Here is a 20692-nt window from a genome sequence, read left to right on the forward strand (position 1 = left end):
GTCTGCCTGCTGGCTCATCAAGGGCGTGGCGTCGCGCGCTTCAGCTTAAAGGGCGCGAGCGCGTGGGCCGGGTTGCTGAAGCAGGGCATTTTGCCATAAATGCCCGAGCGCCCAAGCGCGCGGTGATAGAATTTCGGGATCGTTCGAGCCGCCAGCCCACTACATTGCACACTCAGCTTCCCACCCCGTTGCCGACCTTCAGCTCATCTTCCGTCCTGCCGGCGGCATCGTCCGTGGCGCCTTGTTCGGACGTTTCAGCGCGCGTTTCGACGGCCGCGCCTGGGCGGGCTTCAAAGTCGGCTTCAATGTTTGCTTCAATGTCTGCAACGCAGCGCGTCTTGCGGCGGACGATTGCATCGGTGCTGATGGCTTTCGTGGCGGCGGGCATCGCGGCGGTTTCTCCGGCGACGCACGCTCAGGCGATGGGCAACTCGTCCGCGCCGGTCCTGACGCCGAAGCCGATCGAGCCGACCACGTCGGTCAAGGTAAGGCCGCTGGACACGACTTCGGCTGGCGATCCCACCGACGCCGACGCCGACACCCCCGCGGCCAACGATTTCGCCACTCGCCAAAAAGTGCTGAACCATCGCAGCGAGGAGAACGATTACCGCTACGGCGCCGCGCAACACGACTGCTACAGCACGTTCTTCGTGAATCATTGTCTGGGCCGCGCGCGCGAAGAAGCGCGCACCGTCCGTCAGGACATTCGCCGCGAGCAACTGGCGCTCGACGACGAGCAGCGCGCTCAACGCGCGCAGCAGCGCGATCAGCAGGCGGCGATCAAGCGTGCGCAATACGCGTCGGATGCGCCGCAGCGCGCGGCGACCGAACAGGCGAACGCAACGTCGTTCGCGGAAAAGCAGCGCCAGAACGAGCTTGCCACGGCGCAGCGCAATGCTGAGGCGCCGCAGCGCGCCGCGAACCAGGCAGCTTATGATCGCAAGCAGGCCGATTATCAAAAGCAACTCGACGACGCGCGTGCACGTGGCGTTCAGGATGCGCAGGCGCGCGATCTGAAGGCGCAACGTTTCGACGAGAAGCAGCGCACGGCGGAGCAGCACAAGGCTGAAGTCGAGGCGCGTCAGAAGGAAGCCGCGGCGAAGCAGCAGCAGCGCGCGCAGCAGGCGCAGGCCGACGCCGATCAGGCCGAGAAATTGAAGCAGCAGCAACTGAAGCAACAGAACAAATAGACACATAGACGGGCCGGGCCGTACAGCAACCTCGGGTGTGGACGTCAGGTCAGGCGTCGCGCCGGTGACGAGAGGAGGCGAACATGCATCAGCACTATCAGCATCATCATCAGCCCATGACGGCGCGAACCACGTCCGAGGATGCAGACATGATCCGCGAGCGCATCGCCCAGTTGCAGAGCGAACATCATGGGCTGGACAGTCTGATCGCCAAGATGGCTGCGATTCCCGGCATCAACGACCTTGAAATGAGGCGCCTGAAAAAGCGCAAGCTCAAGGTGAAAGACACCATTCTCCTGCTGCAATTGCAGTTGGAACCGGACGCGCACTGAGGCACTGGCGATTCGCCCGCCGCGCGCTGGCTTTAGCAGGAAACGCCCGCCTTGAATTCACCCGCCAACGATCCCACCGCATCGACCGACGTGGACGCCACAGCGAAAGCCACCGCCGTCGCCACGCCTGACGGCGCGCTCGCGCTCGCGCCGAAACGCCGCGCGGAACTCGACGCGATCTTCTCGTCCGATGGCCTGCTTGCGCGCGCGATCGACGGATACCGCTCGCGTGCATCGCAGATCGACATGGCGCGCGCCGTCGCCGCCGCGCTCGAAGCGTCCGGCCGCGCGATGCCCGAACCCGCCATGTTCGACACGCAGCGCCGCCCGGCGCGCAAGCTCGGTCCGTCCGACCAGCCGCGCACACCCGACGAACCCGCCACGGACGAAGTCGGCATCGCGACCGCTTCGACGGGGATCGACGGCGGCGAGAACACGTTGATCGTGGAAGCCGGGACGGGCACGGGCAAGACCTACGCGTATCTCGTGCCGGCGATGCTGTGGGGCGGCAAGGTGATCGTCTCGACCGGCACGAAGCACTTGCAGGACCAGCTTTTCCAGCGCGACATTCCGACCGTGCGCGACGCGCTCGCGGTGCCGGTGTCGGTCGCGATGCTGAAGGGCCGCGCGAATTATCTGTGTCATTACTATCTGCAGCGCACCGCCGATAGCGGGCGGCTGCCGACACGTCAGGACACGTCGCATCTGCAGGAAATCATCCGTTTCGCGAAGATCACGCGCACCGGCGACAAAGCCGAACTCGCGAGCGTGCCGGAGAATTCGCCGGTGTGGGGCATGGTCACGTCGACGCGCGACAATTGTCTCGGCCAGGAATGCCCGCAGTACAAGGAATGTTTCGTGATGCAGGCGCGCAAGGAGGCGCAGCAGGCGGATATCGTGGTGGTGAATCACCATCTGTTTTTCGCCGATGTCATGCTGCGCGACACCGGCATGGCCGAGTTGCTGCCGACGGCGAACACTATCGTCTTCGACGAAGCGCATCAACTGCCCGAAACCGCGACGCTCTTTTTTGGCGAAACGGTGTCCACCACGCAATTTCTCGAACTCGCCCGCGATAGCGTCGCGGAAGGCTTGGGCAACGCACGCGACGCGACCGACTGGACCAAGCTCGGCGCGGCGCTGGAACGCGCGGCGCGCGATGTGCGGCTCGCGTTTCGCGAAGATTCCGTGCGCATGTCGCTCGGCCAGCTCGCCGCCGACCATCCGTTATTCGAGGCGCTCGACACGCTCGAAACGCATCTCGATGCGCTGACGGCGGCGCTTTCGGCGCACGCCGAGCGCGCCGAGTCCATCGGCGCGTGTTTGCGTCGCGCGCGTGAACTGCAAGGCTTGCTCGCGGGCTGGACCGCGCCGCCGACCGAAACCGAACGCGCCGTCGCCGAGGATAGCGCCGAAGCCGCGAAGGCGGCGAAAGCGGATCCGAACGAGAAAGTGCGCTGGATCGAAGTGTTTTCGCACACGGTCCAGTTGCACGAAACGCCGCTCTCCGTCGCGCCGATCTTCGCGAAGCAGCGCGCGGGCGTGCCGCGCGCGTGGATTTTCACGTCGGCGACGCTTTCCGTGCGCGGCGACTTCACGCATTACGCCGCGCAAATGGGACTGAACGCACGCCGGTCGATGACGCTCCCGAGTCCGTTCGATTATCCCGCGCAAGGTTTGCTGTACGTGCCGCGCAACTTGCCGCAGCCGTCGTCGCCGAATTTCACCGACGCCGTGTTCGAGGCAGCGCTGCCCGCGATCGAAGCTGCGCGCGGCGGCGTGTTCTTCCTCTGCACGACGCTGCGCGCGGTCGATCGTATTTCGAACCATCTGCGCGATGTGATCGAGCGGCGCGGCTGGGACACGCCGCTGCTAGTGCAGGGCGACGCGAGCCGCACGGAGTTGCTCGACCGTTTTCGCGCGCATGGCAACGCGATTCTGGTCGGCAGTCAGAGTTTCTGGGAAGGCGTGGACGTGCGCGGCGATGCGCTTTCGCTCGTCGTGATCGACAAGCTGCCGTTCGCGCCGCCCGACGATCCGGTTCTGTCCGCGCGGCTCGAAGCATTGACGAAAAAGGGTTTGAGTCCGTTCGCCGTGCATCAGTTGCCGCAGGCGGTCATCACGCTGAAGCAGGGCGCGGGACGCTTGATCCGCGCGGAAACGGATCGCGGCGTGCTGATGATCTGCGACACGCGTCTCGTCGATAAACCGTATGGCCGGCGGATCTGGCAAAGCTTGCCGCCGTTCAAGCGCACGCGCGAAATCGAGGTGGTGCGCGAGTTTTTCACCGATCCGGCAAGCATCACGGATCAAGCCGACGCGTAAAACGCAAACCGTCAAATTTTGCGAACGCGCAATAAAAAACCCGGCCGAGGCCGGGTTTCTTATTGCTTTGCGTTCTTCGCTTGCAGCGGAAAGCTAACCCGCTCACCAAATCTGATACCACGCCTTTTCCGTGCCCGCGCGGCGCTTGCCGGTGACATACGGGCTGTCGGGGAAGGTCGCGGCGAGCACACGCTTGGTGTCGTCGGCGAGTTGCGGCTGGTCGAGCTTGCCGTACGACAGCATCATGATGTGCAGCGCATCTTCGGTTGCCGGCGCGTTCTTGTATTCCTTGATTGCGAGCTGCGCGCGGTTGATGGCCGCCACATACGCGCCGCGACGATAGTAATAATCTGCCGCATGAACTTCGTGCGACGCGAGCGCGTTCACGATGTAGCGCATGCGCTGTGCGGCGTCCGGCGCGTACTTGCTGTTCGGATAACGATCCACGACGATCTTGAACGCGTCATACGATTCGCGCAGCGACTTCGGATCGCGCTCGCTCATGTCCTGACCGGAGAAGCGGCCGAACAGTCCGAGGTCGTCGTTGAAGTGGATCATGCCCTTCAGGTAATACGCGTACGAAATATCGGGATGATCCGGATGCAGCTTGATGAAGCGGTCGATCGCCTGATCGGCGTTGGCCGTTTCGCTGTCTTTCCAGTTGCAGTACGCGACGTTGATCTGCGCCTGCTGCGCGAAATGGCCGAACGGATCGCGGCCTTCGAGCGCCTCGAAGTACTTCGCGCACTTGCCGAAGTCGCCTCCGGACAATGCGTCCTGAGCCTCCGAGTATAATTTGTTGTTATTCCATGTTGCCGTCTCGTCGGTCTTTTCGGGCAAGCCGTGGCAACCCGCGACAATGGCAACACTAGCGACCAGCGCCAGATACTTGATCGATCGGATTTTCAACTTATTTTGCAGCGTGTTTCGCATAACAAGCATCGATTGGTGGATAGTTTTCAGGGCTCGCATCAGTGCTTGCATTTCCTAGCTTTCAGTCTAAATGACCCGCTCAAGTACTACTCGTACCAAAGATCGCAGCAAAGATTATAGCCCAAGCAGTGTGGCCGACGACGCTCGTCCGGACGAATCGCCCGCGCTGCCGCCCGCGGCCGCGGACGTCCCGACCATGCTGGCCGCGCGCCGTGCCGACGCAGAGACGCCGCGCGTCGCGGAGGTGCCCGACGAACTCGCCGGTGAGCGCCTGGACAAGGTGCTCGCGAAGATGTATCCGGAGTTTTCGCGCAGCCGCCTGCAGGCGTGGATCGAGGCGCAGCGCGTGCAGATCGACGGCAAGCCCGCGAAGATCCGCCAGCCGGTGCCGCTCGGCGCCGAAATCACGCTGATCCCGGATCTGTTGCCCGAACAACTCGCGTTCACGCCGGAGCCGGTGCCGCTCGACATCATTTATGAAGACGATGCGCTCGTGGTTATCAACAAGCCGGCCGGCATGGTCGTGCATCCGGCTGCCGGCAACTGGAGCGGCACGCTCTTGAACGGGCTCCTGTATCGATACGGCGAAGCGGCGGCGGGGCTGCCGCGCGCGGGTATCGTGCATCGGCTGGACAAGGAAACGTCCGGATTGATGGTGGTCGCGCGCACACTGGAAGCGCAGACCATCCTCACGCGCCAGTTGCAGGCGCGCACGGTGAAGCGTCGTTACGTCGCGCTCGTGTGGGGCACGATGCCGGACGAAGGCACGATCGACGCGCCGATCGGACGCGATCCGCGCGACCGCACGCGCATGGCCGTCGTGAACAGCGCGTCGGGCAAGCCCGCGCGGACGCATTACCGCACCATCGACCGTTCGATGTGGCACGGTCAGCCGGTTTCTGCGCTGCATTGCGATCTCGAAACCGGGCGCACGCACCAGATTCGCGTGCATTGCGCACATACGCGCCATCCGTTGCTCGGCGACCCGATCTACGGACACGCGCGGGGCAAGCGGTCGGTCGCGCCGTTGCCGAACGGTTTCGAGCGTCAGGCGTTGCACGCGTGGCGGCTCGGGCTGATCCATCCGGTGACGGGCAATGAAATAAGCTGGCGCGCGGACGTTCCGGAGGACATCGAAGTCCTCGCGGCGGCGTTGGGCTTCGGCCAGGAAAACGCCGAACTCGACGACGACCAGCACGACGACGAAGACGATTTCAGCGAAGTCTACGAAATGTCGGAAGAGGGCGACGCCGACTTCGACGACGATGAAGAAGACCTCGAGGACGACGCTTAAATGCGCGCGATGCTCGGGCGCGACGATTGTCTGTGGCCGGCGTGGCCGGTTTCAAACCGCGTGCGGGCGTTCGTCACGACGCGCAATGGCGGCGTGAGCGTGCCGCCCTATGCTGGCGGAACGGACGCGGGCGGTCTGAACCTCGGCCTGCACACGGGCGATTCGCCTGAAGCGGTCTATGAAAATCGTCGACGCGTGCTCGAACTGACGCAGGCGCCCGCCGCGTGGCTCGAACAGATCCACGGCGCGCAAATCGAAGATGCGGGCGCGGTGATCGACCTCTGTGCGGGGTCGCCGGATGCAAGCGCCACGCCCGTGCGCGCCGACGCCAGCGTCACCGCGCGCGCGAACGCCGTATGTGTCGTGATGGTCGCGGATTGCCTGCCGGTGCTCTTCTGCGATGAAGCCGGTCGCGCAGTCGGCGCTGCGCACGCGGGATGGCGCGGGCTGGCGGCGGGGATCGTCGAACAGACAGCGGCGCGGGTGGCCGCGCTCGGCAGCGGGATCGGCGCGGTGCATGCGTATCTTGGCCCGGCGATCGGCCCGCAAGCGTTCGAAGTCGGCGAGGACGTGCTGGACGCGTTCGTCGCGGCGTCCGATCCTGCCGACTGCGATGCCACCGCCGCGCAGTTCGCGCCGACGCCGAACGCGGGCAAATATCTCGCCGATATCTACGCGCTCGCGCGGCTGCGGCTCGCGCGCGTGGGTGTCGATCATGCGCGCGTGCATGGCGGCACGCATTGCACGGTGACCGAACGCGAGCGGTTTTATTCGTATCGGCGCGAGCGCGTAACGGGCCGTATGGCCGCGATGATCTGGCTGGCCGATTAAGCTGGAACGCTCCCGTGGCGGATCGTCGCGCGCGCCACCGCCTCAACGCTCACCACGCCATCGCGCACATCAGCCAGTCGGCGCGCATAAAATCCCGCGTTTTTGCGCTGCTCCATTTATCCGCTCATTTCCGATGCGGTTAGCGCCCTTAAACAGACAAATCGGTGCTTTCCACAGGCCGCCGGTTGCCGCCTCGCTAGCCCGCGCCGACTGGCGTTGAGGCAAACCCCCTCACATGGGGGAAAACGATAATTAAAAAAATATCGCACTGCGGCAAAATCAGGTCAAAGCATTGACATGCTTGGTGCTCGGGAGCAAGAATGTTCCTCGAATGGTCCGCAAACGGGCACGGCGTAGCAAGGCACCTTCCCTCGCGCTCAAGCGCAACAGGCTTCGCGCGAGCGTCACGGCGAGCCCTACACAACGCCTGCATCAGCAAACCAGTCTTTCGGGACGCACAGGTCAAAAAGCGGGTATGGCTGCCTCTAAAACTTCTTCATCATCTTCCCGCCCGAAATCCGCCGACAGCAATCCATCCGCTGAACGCACGGCCGATCCGGCGGGGATGCAGCAAGTGTTCGAGCAATGGCTGAACACGTGGCGCTCGGTCGCCGATCCCGCGCAATGGGCGAAGTTCATGCCCGCGGCCGCGAACGGAGCTGGCAATGGCTCGGTGCCGCCGAGTCCATTCGGCAATTTCCCTGGCTTTCCGGGCGCACCTTCAGGCTCGCCATTCGCGATGCCTTCGATGCCCGACTTCACGAAACTCGCGGGCATGTCCGGGTTAGGCCAAATGCCTTCGATGCCGCAGATTCCAAGCGCCGCGATTCCGTCCGCGCGTCTGCAGCAGTTGCAGTCCGATTATTCGCGCGACGTGATGGAGTTGCTGAAGCAAGCAGGCGCGCAGAGTATCGACGCCGCTGCGTTAAAGGATCGGCGATTCAGCACGACTGCATGGCAATCTACGCCCGCTTACGCGTTCACGGCCGCGTGGTATTTGCTCAACGCGCGCTATCTGACCGAACTCGCCGATTCGATCGAAGCCGATCCGAAAACGCGCGAGCGTATCCGCTTCACGGTGCAGCAATGGACCGCCGCCGCGTCGCCGAGTAACTTCCTCGCGTTCAATCCCGAGGCGCAGAAAGCGCTGATCGAAAGTAACGGCGACAGTCTGCGCCAGGGCATGATGAATCTGCTCGGCGATCTCCAGCGCGGCAAGATTTCGCAGACCGATGAATCGAGTTTTGTCGTGGGGAAGAATCTTGCTGCGACCGAAGGGTCGGTCGTGTTCGAGAACGAACTGCTGCAACTGATTCAATACAAGCCGAAGACGGCGCAAGTGTATGAGCGGCCGCTTCTGATCGTGCCGCCGTGCATCAACAAGTTCTACATTCTGGATCTCCAGCCGGAAAGCTCGCTCGTCGGCCATGCGCTCGACGCCGGGCATCAGGTCTACATCATCTCGTGGCGCAACGCGGGTCAGTCGATCGCGCACAAGACCTGGGACGATTACATCGAAGACGGCGTGCTCGCGCCGATCGGCGTCGTGCGGGAAATCAGCGGGCGCGAGCAGATCAACACGCTCGGCTTCTGTGTCGGTGGCACGATGCTCGCGACCGCGCTCGCCGTGCTGGCGGCGCGCGGCGAACATCCTGCTGCGTCGATGACGCTGCTCACCGCGATGCTCGATTTCTCCGACACCGGCGTGCTCGATGTGTTCGTCGACGAGCAGCACGTGAAGATGCGCGAACAGACCATCGGCGGTTTGGCGGGTTCGAAGCCCGGTCTCATGCGCGGTATCGAGTTCGCGAACACGTTCTCTTACCTGCGCCCGAACGATCTGGTGTGGAATTACGTCGTCGATAACTACCTGAAGGGACGCACGCCGCAAGCGTTCGACCTGCTGTTCTGGAATAGCGATTCGACCAATCTGCCGGGTCCGATGTACGCGTGGTATCTGCGCAATACATATCTCGAAGACAAGCTCAAGATTCCGGGCAAACTCAAGACGTGCGGCGAGCCGGTGGATCTGTCGAGTATCGACGTGCCGACGTTCATCTACGGTTCGCGCGAGGATCACATCGTGCCGTGGACGACCGCTTATGCGTCCGCGCCGCTGCTTTCCGGGCCGCAGAAATTCGTGCTCGGCGCGTCGGGTCATATCGCTGGCGTGATCAATCCGCCGTCCAAGAACAAGCGCAGTTTCTGGGTCCTCGATTCGGCCGGTAAATTGCCCGAAAACTCGGACGACTGGTTCGGCGCGGCGACGGAACATCCGGGAAGCTGGTGGCCGACCTGGACCGGATGGCTCGACGGCTATGGCGGCAAGAAAATGAAGGCGCATGCGGCGGCGGGCTCGAAGAAGTATCCGGTGATCGAACCTGCGCCGGGCCGCTACGTACTGGAACGCGATCAATGACCCGCTGGGTTCGTGTCGCGCTGCCGGAACAGGATGCGGGGCGGGCGGCGGACCCAGGCGGTGGCTTCAACCATTCGATGCTCAAAGGAAACTGAAATGACTGACGTAGTGATCGTATCGGCCGCGCGCACAGCGGTCGGCAAATTCGGCGGATCGCTCGCGAAAATCGCGGCGCCGGACCTGGGGGCCGCCGTGATCCGCGCCTTGCTGGAACGCGCGAACCTGAAGCCCGAGCAGATCAGCGAAGTGATTCTCGGCCAGGTGCTCACCGCGGGTTCGGGCCAGAACCCGGCGCGCCAGTCGCTCATCAAGGCGGGCTTGCCCACGTCGGTGCCGGGCATGACGATCAACAAGGTCTGCGGCTCGGGCCTGAAGGCCGTGATGCTCGCGGCGAACGCGATCATCGCGGGCGACGCCGACATCGTGATCGCGGGCGGGCAGGAAAACATGAGCGCGGCGCCGCACGTGCTGCCGGGCTCGCGCGACGGTTTTCGCATGGGCGACGCGAAGCTGATCGACTCGATGATCGTCGATGGTCTGTGGGATGCGTTCAATTCGTATCACATGGGCACCACCGCTGAAAACGTCGCGAAGGAATATGGCATCACGCGCGAGGCGCAGGATGCGTTCGCCGCGTTGTCGCAGAACAAGGCCGAAGCCGCGCAGAAATCGGGCCGTTTCGACGACGAAATCGTGCCGATCGAGATTCCGCAGCGAAAGGGCGAGCCGCTGCGTTTCGCCACCGACGAATTCGTGCGCCACGGCGTAACCGCCGAAGCGCTAGCGGGCCTGAAACCCGCGTTCTCGAAGGAAGGCACGGTCACGGCGGCGAACGCGTCGGGCCTGAACGACGGCGCGGCGGCGGTGATCGTCATGTCGGCGAAGAAAGCCGACGCGCTCGGCCTCACGCCGATCGCGCGCATCAAGGCTTACGCGAACGCGGGCGTGGACCCGAAGGTCATGGGCATGGGTCCGGTGCCGGCGTCGCGCCGCTGTCTGGAACGCGCGGGCTGGTCGGCGTCGGATCTCGACCTGATGGAGATCAACGAAGCGTTCGCGGCGCAGGCGCTCGCCGTACACCAGCAAATGGGCTGGGATACGTCGAAGATCAACGTGAACGGCGGCGCGATCGCGATCGGTCACCCGATCGGCGCGTCCGGTTGCCGCATCCTCGTCACGCTGCTGCACGAAATGCAGAAGCGCGATGCAAAGAGAGGCTTGGCGTCGCTCTGCATCGGCGGCGGCATGGGCGTGGCGCTGGCGGTCGAGCGTCCGTAATTTCGCGCCGGAGACAGCGCTGGTCGAACCGGGCGCCGAAACGCGCGGCCCGGATAACGAAAATGGAGTGAGGAATGACGAAGCGGATCGCGTATGTGACGGGCGGAATGGGCGGCATTGGCACGAGCATCTGCCAGCGTCTGCACAAAGAGGGCTACACGGTAGTGGCCGGTTGCGGGCCGAACTCGCCGCGCCGCGTGAAATGGCTCGAAGAGCAAAAGGCGCTCGGCTATGAGATCGTCGCCTCCGAAGGCAACGTGGGCGACTGGGAGTCGACCAAGAACGCCTTCGACAAGGTCAAGGCCGAAGTCGGCGAGATCGATATTCTCGTGAACAACGCGGGCATCACGCGCGACGTCGTGTTCCGCAAGATGACGCACGACGACTGGACGGCCGTGATCGACACGAACCTGACAAGCCTTTTCAACGTGACGAAGCAGGTGATCGACGGGATGGTTGAGCGCGGCTTCGGCCGGGTGATCAATATTTCGTCGGTGAACGGCCAGAAGGGTCAGTTCGGCCAGACCAACTATTCGACGGCGAAAGCGGGCATCCACGGCTTCACGATGGCGCTTGCGCAGGAAGTGGCGACCAAGGGCGTGACGGTCAACACGATCTCGCCGGGCTATATCGGCACGGACATGGTGAAGTCGATCCGCCCGGATGTGCTGGAGAAAATCGTCGCGACGATTCCGGTGCGCCGTCTCGGCCGGCCGGATGAAATCGGCTCGATCGTCGCGTGGCTGGCATCGGAGGAATCCGGCTTTTCCACGGGCGCGGACTTTTCGCTCAACGGTGGCCTGCACATGGGCTGAGTCCTGGCTGACGGGGCGCGGGCGGCGTGGCGTGGGATCGCGCCCGCCCGCCGCCTTGCCGGAAATTTCCGGCGGCAATGCACCGGCCGAGCCGGGAACCGTTCGCCGCCACCGCAGGAAGGCTTTGCGTTTAAAGGCGTTACATGACCACCACTACAAAGAAATCCGCCGAACGACTCATCAAAAAATATCCGAACCGGCGGTTGTACGACACAGAAACGAGCACCTACATCACGCTGTCAGACGTGAAGCAACTCGTGCTCGACCAGGAAGAGTTCAAGGTCATGGACGCGAAGTCCGCTGAAGACCTGACCCGCAGCATCCTTTTGCAGATCATTCTGGAAGAGGAGAGCGGCGGCCTGCCGATGTTCTCGTCGGCGATGCTGTCGCAGATCATCCGTTTCTACGGCAACGCGATGCAGGGCATGATGGGCACGTATCTGGAGAAGAATATCCAGGCGTTCATCGACATCCAGCATAAGCTGACCGATCAGTCGAAGGGTCTCTACGACAACAACGCCAACGGCCTGAATCCGGAAGTCTGGTCGCAGTTCATGAACATGCAAGCGCCGATGATGCAGGGCATGATGACGAGCTACATCGAGCAGTCGAAGAACATGTTCGTGCAGATGCAGGAACAGATGCAGTCGCAGGCGAAGAACATGTTCAACACGTTCCCGTTCCCGACACCGGGCGCGCCGGTGACGACGCCTGAGAAGAAGTAAGCCGCGAACCTGTTTCTTTCATCAATATCCGCCCGCGCGTTTGCGTCGGGCGGCGGCGCGCATCCGCGCCCGCACGGTACAATAGACGTTTGCAGCGCGGCGTTAAGCGCCGGAACCGCAAAACGCGGATTCCCGCCCCGGCTGGCAGCTTCTCTGCTGCCGCTCGCCGCAATCGTCCCTCATCCGTATCTTTTCCGGCCTTGTTTTGCGGCGTTCGCCGCTTGGTTTCTTGCCCGGTCAGGTACTAGAAAACGCCAGACCCACTCTATGTCGCAACTGTCTCCCTCCGCCGCGCCGAAAGTCGGCTTCGTCTCGCTCGGCTGCCCGAAAGCGCTCGTCGATTCCGAGCAGATCATCACGCAACTGCGCGCCGAGGGCTACGAAATCTCGGGCACTTATGACGGCGCGGATCTCGTCGTCGTGAATACCTGCGGTTTTATCGACGAAGCCGTGCAGGAAAGCCTCGACGCCATCGGCGAGGCGCTGTCCGAAAACGGCAAGGTGATCGTGACCGGCTGTCTCGGCGCGAAAAAGAGCGCGAGCGGCACGGGGCTGATCGAGGAAGTGCATCCGAAAGTGCTCGCCGTGACCGGCCCGCACGCGACCAACGAAGTGATGAACGCGGTGCACCTGCACCTGCCGAAGCCGCACGATCCGTTCACCGATCTCGTGCCGGCCGCCGGCATCAAGCTGACGCCGCGCCACTACGCGTATCTCAAGATTTCCGAAGGCTGCAATCACCGCTGCACGTTCTGCATCATCCCGTCGATGCGCGGCGATCTCGTCTCGCGCCCGGTCGCGGATGTCATGCTCGAAGCGGAAAACCTGTTCAAATCCGGCGTGAAGGAACTGCTCGTGATTTCGCAGGACACGTCGGCGTATGGCGTCGATGTGAAATACCGCACCGGTTTCTGGAACGGCAAGCCGATCAAGACGCGCATGACGGACCTCGTCGGCGCGTTGGGCGAACTCGCCGCGCAATACGGCGCGTGGGTGCGCCTGCATTACGTCTACCCGTATCCGAGCGTGGACGAAGTCATTCCGATGATGGCGGAAGGCGCGTTGAAGGGCCACGTTTTGCCGTATCTCGACGTGCCGTTCCAGCACGCGCATCCCGAGGTGCTCAAGCGCATGAAGCGCCCCGCCAATGCCGAAAAGGTGCTCGAACGCGTGCAGGCGTGGCGCAAGATGTGCCCGGATCTGACCATTCGAAGCACGTTTATCGCCGGTTTCCCGGGCGAGACGGAAGAACAGTTCCAGACGCTGCTCGACTTTATTCGCGTGGCCGATCTCGATCGCGTGGGCTGTTTCGCGTATTCGCCGGTGGAAGGCGCGACCGCCAATGAACTCGACGGCGCGTTGCCGGACGAGGTCCGCGAGGAGCGCCGCGCGCGTTTCATGGAGTTGGCCGAGGAATTGTCGGCGGCGCGCATGAAGAAAAAGGTCGGCAAGACGCTGAAAGTGCTCGTCGATGAAGTGAACGCCGAAGGCGGCGTCGGCCGCACGGCGGCGGATGCGCCGGAAATCGACGGCGTGGTGTATATCGAACCGGCTACGAAGGCGTCGAAGCGCTACAAGGCGGGCGACTTCGTTTCGGTCAGGATCACCGGCGCCGACGGCCACGATCTGTGGGGCGAGGTCTGACATGACGGCTTCTTTGACTGCCTCTCCTGAGATCCTCGCGCTCGGCGAGGCGATGATCGAGTTCAATCAGTCGGAGAAAAACGCGCCGAATTACCTGCAGGGATTCGGCGGCGATGTCTCGAATTTTTTGATCGCGGCGTCGCGGCAGGGCGCATCGACGGGCTTTGTATCGGCGGTCGGCGGCGATCAGTTCGGGCAACTGCTGCTCGATCTCTGGCGCGCTGAAAACGTCGATACCTCGACCGTGCGCGTCTCGAACGACGCGCCGACCGGCGTGTATTTCGTGTCGCACGGCGCGGACGGCCATCGTTTCGACTATCTGCGCGCGGGATCGGCGGCGAGCCGTTACGCGCCGTCGGACCTGCCGCTCGACGGAATTGCAGCCGCGAAAGTGGTGCATTTGTCCGGCGTCAGCCTCGCGATCGGCACGAATGCGTGCGACGCGGCGTTCGCGGCCATCGCCCACGCCCGCGAAAACGGCGTGCAAGTGAGCTTCGACACCAATCTGCGCCTCAAGCTCTGGCCGCTCGCGCGGGCGCGCGCGGTAATGCTCGAAGCCTTGCGCTGCACCGATATCTGCCTGCCGAGCTGGGACGACGTGACCGCGCTGACCGGTCTCACCGATAAAGACGAGATCGTCGATTTCCTGCTCGCGCTCGGACCTCGCGTGGTCGCGTTGAAGCTCGGCCGCGACGGCGCGTATGTCGCGACGCCGGAGACGCGCCGCGTCGTGCCGGGCCGCGTCGTGCAGGCCATCGACGCAACCGGCGCGGGCGACTGCTTCGGCGGCGCGTTTATCGCGCGCATCGTGGCGGGCGACGACCCGTTCGCGGCCGCGCGCTACGCGAACACGGCGGCGGCGTTGTCCACGCAAGGATTCGGCGCGGTCGCGCCGATCCCGCGCAGCGCCGAGGTCGAGGCCGCGTTGAATAGCTAAACAACAGCATTGGAGGAGACACGATGCAGCGTGACGTGGTGGTGGTGAGCGGCGTGCGGACCGCGATCGGCGATTTCGGCGGGTCGCTGAAAGACTTCAGCCCGACCGATCTGGGCACGCGCGTCGTGCGCGAGGCGCTCGCGCGGGCAAAAGTTGACGGCGAGGACGTCGGGCACGTCGTGTTCGGCAACGTGATCCAGACGGAGCCGAAAGACATGTATCTCGCACGCGTCGCCGCGCTCAATGCCGGCGTCACGCAGGCCGCGCCCGCGATGACGGTCAACCGGCTTTGCGGCTCCGGCCTCCAGGCGATCGTGTCGGCGGCGCAGGCCATTCTGCTCGGCGACGCCGACATCGCGATCGGCGGCGGCGCGGAAAGCATGAGCCGCGCGCCGTACATCCTCCCGGCGGCGCGCTTCGGCCAGCGCATGGGCGATGCGCGCATGACCGACATGATGCTCGGCGCGCTGCACGACCCGTTCGACGCGATCCACATGGGCGTCACGGCCGAAAACGTCGCGGCGCGCTACGGCGTGACGCGTGAAGCGCAGGATGCGCTCGCGCTGGAATCGCACCGGCGCGCGGCCCGGGCGATCGAAGCGGGCTATTTCAAGAGCCAGATTCTGCCGGTTACGCTGGCATCGAAAAAAGGCGACGCCATCTTCGATCAGGACGAGCACGTCCGCCTGAACGCATCGGAAGGCGATTTCTCGAAGCTGAAGCCGGTTTTCGCGAAGGAAAACGGCACGGTCACGGCCGGCAACGCGTCGGGGCTGAACGACGCGGCGGCGGCCGTCGTGCTGATGGAGCGCAGCGTCGCCGAACAGCGCGGGCTGAAGCCGCTCGCGCGGCTCGTCGCTTACGCGCATGCCGGTGTCGATCCAAAATACATGGGCATCGGCCCGGTTCCGGCCACGCGCCGGGCGCTCGAACGCGCGGGTCTAACAGTCGACGATCTTGACGTGATCGAGGCCAACGAGGCGTTCGCCGCGCAAGCCTGCGCGGTGACGAACGAATTGAAACTGGATCCGTCGAAGGTGAATCCGAACGGTTCGGGCATCTCGCTCGGCCATCCGATCGGCGCAACCGGCGCGCTCATCGCCGTGAAGGCGTTGTACGAACTTCAACGCGTCGGCGGCCGTTATGCGCTGGTCACGATGTGTATCGGCGGCGGGCAGGGCATCGCCGCGATCTTCGAGCGGATTTGAACGCTGCTGCGAGCGGCTAATTCAGCAAGCAATAAAGGAACACGCGAAGCATGAAGCACACGACCCCGGCGCACGGCGCGCGCGCATCACGTACCGGAACACTCGCCGCGCTGCTCGCGTTGATCTTCGTGGCAGGCTGCAACTCGCCGATGCCGCCGGATAGCAGCAATGGCGACGGCACGTTCGGTGCGAAAGGCACGGGCGAAGTTCCGGCGGTCGGCACTCGCGAAGCCATTCAGACGCTCGCGCTGCCGCCCGCGAAGCCGCTTACGCCGAATCCGGAGTACGCAGGTTTCCCGCGCTACGTCGGCACGCTCGGCAGCGCGCAGATCGAATTGCGGCTCGGCGCGAAAACCGACGAACCGTCGGGCGTCCACGGTGAATACCGGCTCGCGGGCAGTCGCTCGGTCGTGCTGGTGGCGGGCGACCGCGACGGCGACACGCTCGAAATCGAGGAATCGAACGACGGCACGCATATCACGGGCAACTGGGTCGGCAAATTCGCCGCCGATGGCAGCGTGTCGGGCGAACGCATGAATGTCGACGATTCCGATCCGCAGCCGTTCGAACTCAGGCCGGCGGGCGCGTCGAACGGCGCGAAGGCTGTCGTTCCCGCCGCGCCTTCGCTGGAACCCGCGCCGCCGCCTAAGCCCCGCAACGCGGTTGGCGGCACGAGCAACGTGATCATCGGCGAGTAATGCCGCCCGTTTCGTCACCGCGCTGATTTCATCCGCCATCGGTCCAATCCGGTGGCGTTTTTTCTTTGACCATAGAAACCGACACGTCATGACCGATTCCAGCCAGAAGTCCGACCCGCGCGGCGCGCAGACCCGCATCGTCCAGGCGGAAGATCGCCTGACGCCCGGTTTCGAGGCGTTCACGGTGCCGGTGAGCCGGGCGTCGACGGTGGTGTTTCCTAACCTCGCCGCGATGCGCGCGCTCGTCTGGAGCGACGATTCCCAGTGGCGCTACGGCCTGCACGGCACGCCGACGTCCATCGCGCTGGCGCAGCGGATCGCGGCCATCGAAGGCGGCGAGCACGCGTTGCTCCAGCCGTCGGGGTTGTCGGCGATTTCGAACGTGTACTTCGCGTTCGTGAAAAGCGGCGACCACGTGCTGATTCCCGACAACGCGTATTCGCCGAATCGCGAGCACGGCGATTGGCTGGCCGCCGATTTCGGCCTGGAAGTGAGCTATTACGACCCGATGATCGGCGCGGGCATCGCGGCGCTGATCCGGCCGAACACGCGGCTGATCTGGCTCGAAGCGCCGGGCTCGGTGACGATGGAAGTGCAGGACGTGCCGGCCATCACGGCGGTTGCGCGCGCCCGCAAGATCCTGACCGCCATCGACAACACGTATTCCGCCGGCCTCGCGTTCAAGCCGTTCGCGCACGGCGTCGATATTTCGGTGCAGGCGCTGACCAAGTACCAGTCGGGCGGCAGCGACGTCCTGATGGGCGCGACGATCACCGCCGATCACGACATACACAAGGCGCTGAAACGCGCGCGGATGCGGCTCGGGATCGGCGTCTCGGCGGACGACTGCTCGCTCGTGCTGCGCAGCTTGCCTTCGATGAAACTGCGTTTCGAGGCACACGACCGCTCGGCGTTCGCGCTCGCCAACTGGCTCAAGACGCGTCCGGAAATTGCCGCCGTGCTGCATCCGGCGCTCACCGATTGTCCCGGCCACGAATTCTACGAACGCGATTTCGCGGGCGGCGCGGGCGGTTTGTTTTCCGTGGTGTTCGACGCGCGCTACAGCGCGGCGCAGATCGACGCGTTCGTCGAGGCGCTCGATTGCTTCGCGATCGGCTGGAGCTGGGGCGGCGCGCACAGTTTGGCCATGCCGTACAACGTTCGCTCGATGCGAACGGCCGCCGAATGGCCGCACGAAGGCGTGCTCGTGCGCTTTTACATCGGCCTGGAAGACGAAGCCGATCTGCGCGCCGATATCGCGCAAAGTCTGGATCGCGCATTGGCTTAAAAAAACGCGCCGTTTCGGAAGAAACGGCGCGTTTTTATTTAAGGCGAAGACAGGCGGTTCAGAACAGCCGCAACAAGCCGTCCAGTCCGACAAAGTTGAACGCGACGCTGGCCGCCTCGCGCACCACCGGTTTCGCGCGAAACGCGACCGACAGACCGGCTTCCGCCATCATCTTCAGATCGTTGGAGCCGTCGCCCATTGCAATGGCGCGTCGCGGTTCGATTCCGATCCGCGCGCATGTTTCGCGCAAGGTGCGCGCTTTCACGTCGGCATTGACGATTTCGCCGAGCACCTTGCCGGTCAGCTTTCCATCGATTATTTCGAGCGTGTTCGCGTGCGTGAAATCCAGATTCAGGCGCGCTTTCAGCTTTTCGGTGAAGAACGTGAATCCGCCCGACACGAGCAGCGTCTTGAGTCCGGCGGCGCGCGCGCCGTTCAGCATGCGCTCCGCGCCCGGCGACAGTTGCAGCCGTTCCTCGTAAACGCGTTCGAGCGCGCTGGCATCGAGTCCCTTCAGCAAGGCGACGCGGCGCGTCAGGCTCTCGTTGAAATCCTTGAGCTCGCCGCGCATCGACGCTTCCGTAATCGCCGCGACCTCGGCCTTCAGCCCGCAAAAGTCGGCAATTTCGTCGATACACTCGATTGTGATCAGCGTCGAATCCATATCCATCGCCACCAGGCCGAAGTCGGCGAGATGCGCGTCGGGCGCGACGAATGCGTAGTCGAGCCCGTGCGAGCCGCAATACGCGTCCACATCCGGACGTTGCAGCGGATCGGCGCCGACCAGACGCAAAAGCGAATCGTCGATGCGGAGCGTCTGGGTCGAGCGGGCGAGGGCGGCGAGCGGCGCGAGATGCGCTTCGGAAACCGGATTCGGGCTTTGAATGACGAGGTTCATTGCGTTTCGTGGGTAAAAAGCGTGGGCGCGAAAACGCGTATTGTACGGTCCAGGCAAAACACGGACCGTCCGCGTTCGCGCAATAATCCGCCTCACGCGTTGTAAATTTTTAATAGGAGCCGTTATGAAAGCTGTTGGACTCACCCGTTATCTGCCGATTTCCAACCCGGAATCCCTCGTCGATATCGAACTCGATACGCCCGTGCCGACCGGCCGCGATCTGCTGGTCCGGGTGAAGGCGATTTCCGTGAATCCCGTCGATACCAAAGTGCGCGCGCCGAAGGACAAGACCGAGGACGCGCCGCGCGTGCTCGGCTGGGACGCGGCGGGCGTGGTGGAAGCGGTCGGGCCGGAAGTGACGCTCTTCAAGGCCGGCGACGCCGTGTTCTACGCGGGCAGCATCACGCGGCCGGGCGCGAACAGCGAATTGCATCTGGTGGACGAGCGCATTGTCGGCGCGAAGCCGGAATCGCTCGATTTCACGCACGCCGCCGCGTTGCCGTTGACCGCGATCACCGCGTGGGAAGCGCTTTTCGACCGCCTCGGCGTCTCGGCGACCGGCGCAGACGCGGGCAAATCGGTGCTGATCGTGGGCGGCGCGGGCGGGGTCGGGTCGATCGGCATCCAGCTTGCGAAGAAAATCGCGAAACTCAAGGTGATCGCGACGGCCTCGCGCCCGGAATCGGCGAAATGGGCGACCGAACTGGGTGCGGACCATATCGTCAATCACTTCGAGGACATCCCGAAGCAGGTGAAGGCGGCGGGCTTCGAACAGGTCGATTTCGTGCTCATCTTCAACGACACCGACACGCATTTTCCGGCCGCCGCCGAGATCATCAAGCCGCAAGGCGGCGTCTGCACGATCGTGGAGAACGCGAAACCGCTGCCGGTCGAATTGCTGAAGGCGAAAAGCGGGGCGTTCCACTGGGAATTCATGTTCACGCGCGCAATGTTCGGCACGCCGGACATGATCGAGCAGCATCGGTTGCTGACGGAAGTGGCGCGACTGATCGACGCAGGCACGCTCACGACGACGCTCGGCCGCGACCTCGGCACGATCAATGCGGCGAATCTGCGTGAGGCGCATCGTCTGCTGGAAGAAGGCCGCGCGATCGGCAAGCTGGTTTTGACCGGCTTTTGATCGGCATCCGAAGCGTCGCGCCGTGCTCGCCGCGCTTCGGGTTTTCCATATGGACCGCGTGGCGCGAGAGCGAGCTAGACTGACTTCGCCGGGTGCGTGACCTCACGCGTTCGGCCCGCGCGATCAGGCCGCGCGACGTTCTAAACGGAGTAGCCGGCATGAATCGTCGAATGGTTGGCTGTCTCGCTCGCGCCGCTCTGGCCGCGCTTGCCGTTAGCACCGCGCCGGCGGTTTTCGCCACGCCCGGCATCAAGGTCCTGTCGCAAACCGCGACCGACGGGCCGATCAAGTACACGGTCAAGATGGCGTCGAAAAATTTCGGCAATCAACAGGAAACGCGCACCATCCGTTCCGGCCAGACTGACGATTTCACCTGGCAAACCGCCGCGTCCGGCCAGTCGCAGCCCGTTCCCGACGCGTGCCCGAACGCCACCGGCATTCCGCGCAACGCGAACGGCGTGCCGATCCGCCAGGTGCAGATCCGCTTCGCGTCGGTCGTCGCCGACGACGGCGCGGCGAACGTGCAGATCAGTTTCCAGGGCCACGCGCCACGCGGGTCCAGCCCGGTCACGGTGGCGGGCAAGAAGCTCCAGTGCCCGGTCGATAACGCGTTCAGCCAGGTCGTGCGCTTCTCGATGCCGACCGGCGGCGGCGCGAAAAACGTGACGCTCGGCGACGGCACGCAACTGACGGTGAGCGCCGATCGCAAGTAATTCCCTGCCATTCCGGCGCGCGG

General features: G+C 64.0%; 19 protein-coding genes. 16 read left to right on the forward strand and 3 right to left on the reverse strand.

Features of this window, described 5'->3' with window-relative positions:
* Positions 1–172 precede the first annotated feature (172 nt).
* Positions 173–388 (reverse strand): hypothetical protein, encoded by a 216-nt coding sequence (locus tag AC3D25_RS07545; protein ID WP_488887802.1) that lies wholly within the window; start codon positions 386–388, stop codon positions 173–175.
* On the opposite strand from AC3D25_RS07545, the gene AC3D25_RS07550 reads away from it, so the two are divergent.
* The 3 genes from AC3D25_RS07550 (at position 366) to yoaA (ending at position 3847) form a co-directional block, all read left to right on the forward strand.
* Positions 366–1190 (forward strand): colicin transporter, encoded by an 825-nt coding sequence (locus AC3D25_RS07550; protein WP_488889629.1) that lies wholly within the window; start codon positions 366–368, stop codon positions 1188–1190. The two genes, AC3D25_RS07545 and AC3D25_RS07550, sit on opposite strands and share 23 nt — an antisense overlap.
* Before the next feature lie 116 nt (positions 1191–1306).
* Positions 1307–1522: a DUF465 domain-containing protein gene (locus AC3D25_RS07555; RefSeq protein WP_488889630.1), complete on the forward strand. Its 216-nt coding sequence runs from the start codon at positions 1307–1309 to the stop codon at positions 1520–1522.
* 51 nt (positions 1523–1573) lie between these two features.
* Entirely contained in the window at positions 1574–3847 is a 2274-nt protein-coding gene (yoaA, locus tag AC3D25_RS07560; protein WP_488887803.1) for a DNA repair helicase YoaA, read from the forward strand.
* Positions 3848–3949: 102 nt separating this feature from the next.
* On the opposite strand, the gene AC3D25_RS07565 is transcribed toward yoaA, so the two are convergent.
* Positions 3950–4780, reverse strand: coding sequence for an outer membrane protein assembly factor BamD (locus tag AC3D25_RS07565; RefSeq protein ID WP_488887804.1), 831 nt, complete (start codon positions 4778–4780; stop codon positions 3950–3952).
* A 70-nt stretch (positions 4781–4850) separates the two neighbouring features.
* Between AC3D25_RS07565 and AC3D25_RS07570 the strand changes: the two genes are divergently transcribed.
* The 11 genes from AC3D25_RS07570 to AC3D25_RS07620 all read left to right on the forward strand — a co-directional run bounded on the left by AC3D25_RS07570 (position 4851) and on the right by AC3D25_RS07620 (position 17917).
* A complete protein-coding gene (locus AC3D25_RS07570; RefSeq protein WP_488887805.1) occupies positions 4851–6074 on the forward strand; it encodes an RluA family pseudouridine synthase in 1224 nt (407 codons plus the stop codon).
* Positions 6075–6905 (forward strand): peptidoglycan editing factor PgeF, encoded by an 831-nt coding sequence (pgeF, locus tag AC3D25_RS07575; protein ID WP_488887806.1) that lies wholly within the window; start codon positions 6075–6077, stop codon positions 6903–6905.
* A gap of 475 nt (positions 6906–7380) precedes the next feature.
* The gene (gene phaC / locus AC3D25_RS07580; protein WP_488887807.1) at positions 7381–9324 is read left to right on the forward strand and encodes a class I poly(R)-hydroxyalkanoic acid synthase; all 1944 of its coding nucleotides are present in this window, start codon (positions 7381–7383) and stop codon (positions 9322–9324) included.
* Between the two features lie 96 nt (positions 9325–9420).
* A complete protein-coding gene (locus tag AC3D25_RS07585) occupies positions 9421–10602 on the forward strand; it encodes an acetyl-CoA C-acetyltransferase (RefSeq protein WP_488887808.1) in 1182 nt (393 codons plus the stop codon).
* A 74-nt stretch (positions 10603–10676) separates the two neighbouring features.
* On the forward strand, positions 10677–11417 hold the full coding sequence (locus tag AC3D25_RS07590) for a 3-ketoacyl-ACP reductase (RefSeq protein WP_488887809.1): 741 nt from the start codon (positions 10677–10679) through the stop codon (positions 11415–11417).
* A 143-nt stretch (positions 11418–11560) separates the two neighbouring features.
* Positions 11561–12142 carry a polyhydroxyalkanoate synthesis repressor PhaR gene (gene phaR, locus AC3D25_RS07595; protein ID WP_488887810.1) on the forward strand — a complete coding sequence of 194 codons (582 nt, stop codon included), beginning with the start codon at positions 11561–11563 and terminating at the stop codon, positions 12140–12142.
* 267 nt (positions 12143–12409) lie between these two features.
* Positions 12410–13786 (forward strand): 30S ribosomal protein S12 methylthiotransferase RimO, encoded by a 1377-nt coding sequence (gene rimO / locus AC3D25_RS07600; RefSeq protein ID WP_488887811.1) that lies wholly within the window; start codon positions 12410–12412, stop codon positions 13784–13786.
* Position 13787: 1 nt separating this feature from the next.
* Positions 13788–14723 (forward strand): sugar kinase, encoded by a 936-nt coding sequence (locus tag AC3D25_RS07605; protein ID WP_488887812.1) that lies wholly within the window; start codon positions 13788–13790, stop codon positions 14721–14723.
* Positions 14724–14746: 23 nt separating this feature from the next.
* On the forward strand, positions 14747–15931 hold the full coding sequence (gene bktB, locus AC3D25_RS07610) for a beta-ketothiolase BktB (RefSeq protein ID WP_488887813.1): 1185 nt from the start codon (positions 14747–14749) through the stop codon (positions 15929–15931).
* Positions 15932–15981: 50 nt separating this feature from the next.
* Positions 15982–16629 (forward strand): hypothetical protein, encoded by a 648-nt coding sequence (locus AC3D25_RS07615; RefSeq protein WP_488887814.1) that lies wholly within the window; start codon positions 15982–15984, stop codon positions 16627–16629.
* An 88-nt stretch (positions 16630–16717) separates the two neighbouring features.
* The gene (locus tag AC3D25_RS07620; protein WP_488887815.1) at positions 16718–17917 is read left to right on the forward strand and encodes a cystathionine beta-lyase; all 1200 of its coding nucleotides are present in this window, start codon (positions 16718–16720) and stop codon (positions 17915–17917) included.
* A 58-nt stretch (positions 17918–17975) separates the two neighbouring features.
* Here AC3D25_RS07620 and serB read toward each other — a convergent pair whose 3' ends face one another.
* A complete protein-coding gene (gene serB / locus AC3D25_RS07625) occupies positions 17976–18815 on the reverse strand; it encodes a phosphoserine phosphatase SerB (RefSeq protein ID WP_488887816.1) in 840 nt (279 codons plus the stop codon).
* 124 nt (positions 18816–18939) lie between these two features.
* Here serB and AC3D25_RS07630 point away from each other — a divergent pair, with 124 nt between their 5' ends.
* A complete protein-coding gene (locus AC3D25_RS07630; protein WP_488887817.1) occupies positions 18940–19956 on the forward strand; it encodes a zinc-binding alcohol dehydrogenase family protein in 1017 nt (338 codons plus the stop codon).
* Between the two features lie 158 nt (positions 19957–20114).
* Positions 20115–20669, forward strand: a complete 555-nt coding sequence (locus tag AC3D25_RS07635; RefSeq protein WP_488887818.1) for a DUF6013 family protein — start codon at positions 20115–20117, stop codon at positions 20667–20669.
* Positions 20670–20692 lie beyond the last annotated feature (23 nt).

It is taken from the genome of Caballeronia sp. SL1002, from assembly GCF_057814995.1.

What these genes read in the sequence shown, in the direction of transcription:
- AC3D25_RS07550 (WP_488889629.1), top strand. Translation starts at nt 366, where the DNA reads ATGGCTTTCGTGGCGGCGGGCATCGCGGCGGTTTCTCCGGCGACGCAC.
- phaC (WP_488887807.1), top strand. Translation starts at nt 7,381, where the DNA reads ATGGCTGCCTCTAAAACTTCTTCATCATCTTCCCGCCCGAAATCCGCC.
- AC3D25_RS07570 (WP_488887805.1), top strand. Translation starts at nt 4,851, where the DNA reads ATGACCCGCTCAAGTACTACTCGTACCAAAGATCGCAGCAAAGATTAT.
- AC3D25_RS07555 (WP_488889630.1), top strand. Translation starts at nt 1,307, where the DNA reads ATGACGGCGCGAACCACGTCCGAGGATGCAGACATGATCCGCGAGCGC.
- AC3D25_RS07635 (WP_488887818.1), top strand. Translation starts at nt 20,115, where the DNA reads ATGAATCGTCGAATGGTTGGCTGTCTCGCTCGCGCCGCTCTGGCCGCG.
- pgeF (WP_488887806.1), top strand. Translation starts at nt 6,075, where the DNA reads ATGCGCGCGATGCTCGGGCGCGACGATTGTCTGTGGCCGGCGTGGCCG.
- bktB (WP_488887813.1), top strand. Translation starts at nt 14,747, where the DNA reads ATGCAGCGTGACGTGGTGGTGGTGAGCGGCGTGCGGACCGCGATCGGC.
- rimO (WP_488887811.1), top strand. Translation starts at nt 12,410, where the DNA reads ATGTCGCAACTGTCTCCCTCCGCCGCGCCGAAAGTCGGCTTCGTCTCG.
- AC3D25_RS07585 (WP_488887808.1), top strand. Translation starts at nt 9,421, where the DNA reads ATGACTGACGTAGTGATCGTATCGGCCGCGCGCACAGCGGTCGGCAAA.
- serB (WP_488887816.1), bottom strand. Translation starts at nt 18,815, where the DNA reads ATGAACCTCGTCATTCAAAGCCCGAATCCGGTTTCCGAAGCGCATCTC.
- AC3D25_RS07545 (WP_488887802.1), bottom strand. Translation starts at nt 388, where the DNA reads ATGCCCGCCGCCACGAAAGCCATCAGCACCGATGCAATCGTCCGCCGC.
- AC3D25_RS07630 (WP_488887817.1), top strand. Translation starts at nt 18,940, where the DNA reads ATGAAAGCTGTTGGACTCACCCGTTATCTGCCGATTTCCAACCCGGAA.
- phaR (WP_488887810.1), top strand. Translation starts at nt 11,561, where the DNA reads ATGACCACCACTACAAAGAAATCCGCCGAACGACTCATCAAAAAATAT.
- AC3D25_RS07565 (WP_488887804.1), bottom strand. Translation starts at nt 4,780, where the DNA reads ATGCGAAACACGCTGCAAAATAAGTTGAAAATCCGATCGATCAAGTAT.
- AC3D25_RS07620 (WP_488887815.1), top strand. Translation starts at nt 16,718, where the DNA reads ATGACCGATTCCAGCCAGAAGTCCGACCCGCGCGGCGCGCAGACCCGC.
- AC3D25_RS07590 (WP_488887809.1), top strand. Translation starts at nt 10,677, where the DNA reads ATGACGAAGCGGATCGCGTATGTGACGGGCGGAATGGGCGGCATTGGC.
- AC3D25_RS07615 (WP_488887814.1), top strand. Translation starts at nt 15,982, where the DNA reads ATGAAGCACACGACCCCGGCGCACGGCGCGCGCGCATCACGTACCGGA.
- AC3D25_RS07605 (WP_488887812.1), top strand. Translation starts at nt 13,788, where the DNA reads ATGACGGCTTCTTTGACTGCCTCTCCTGAGATCCTCGCGCTCGGCGAG.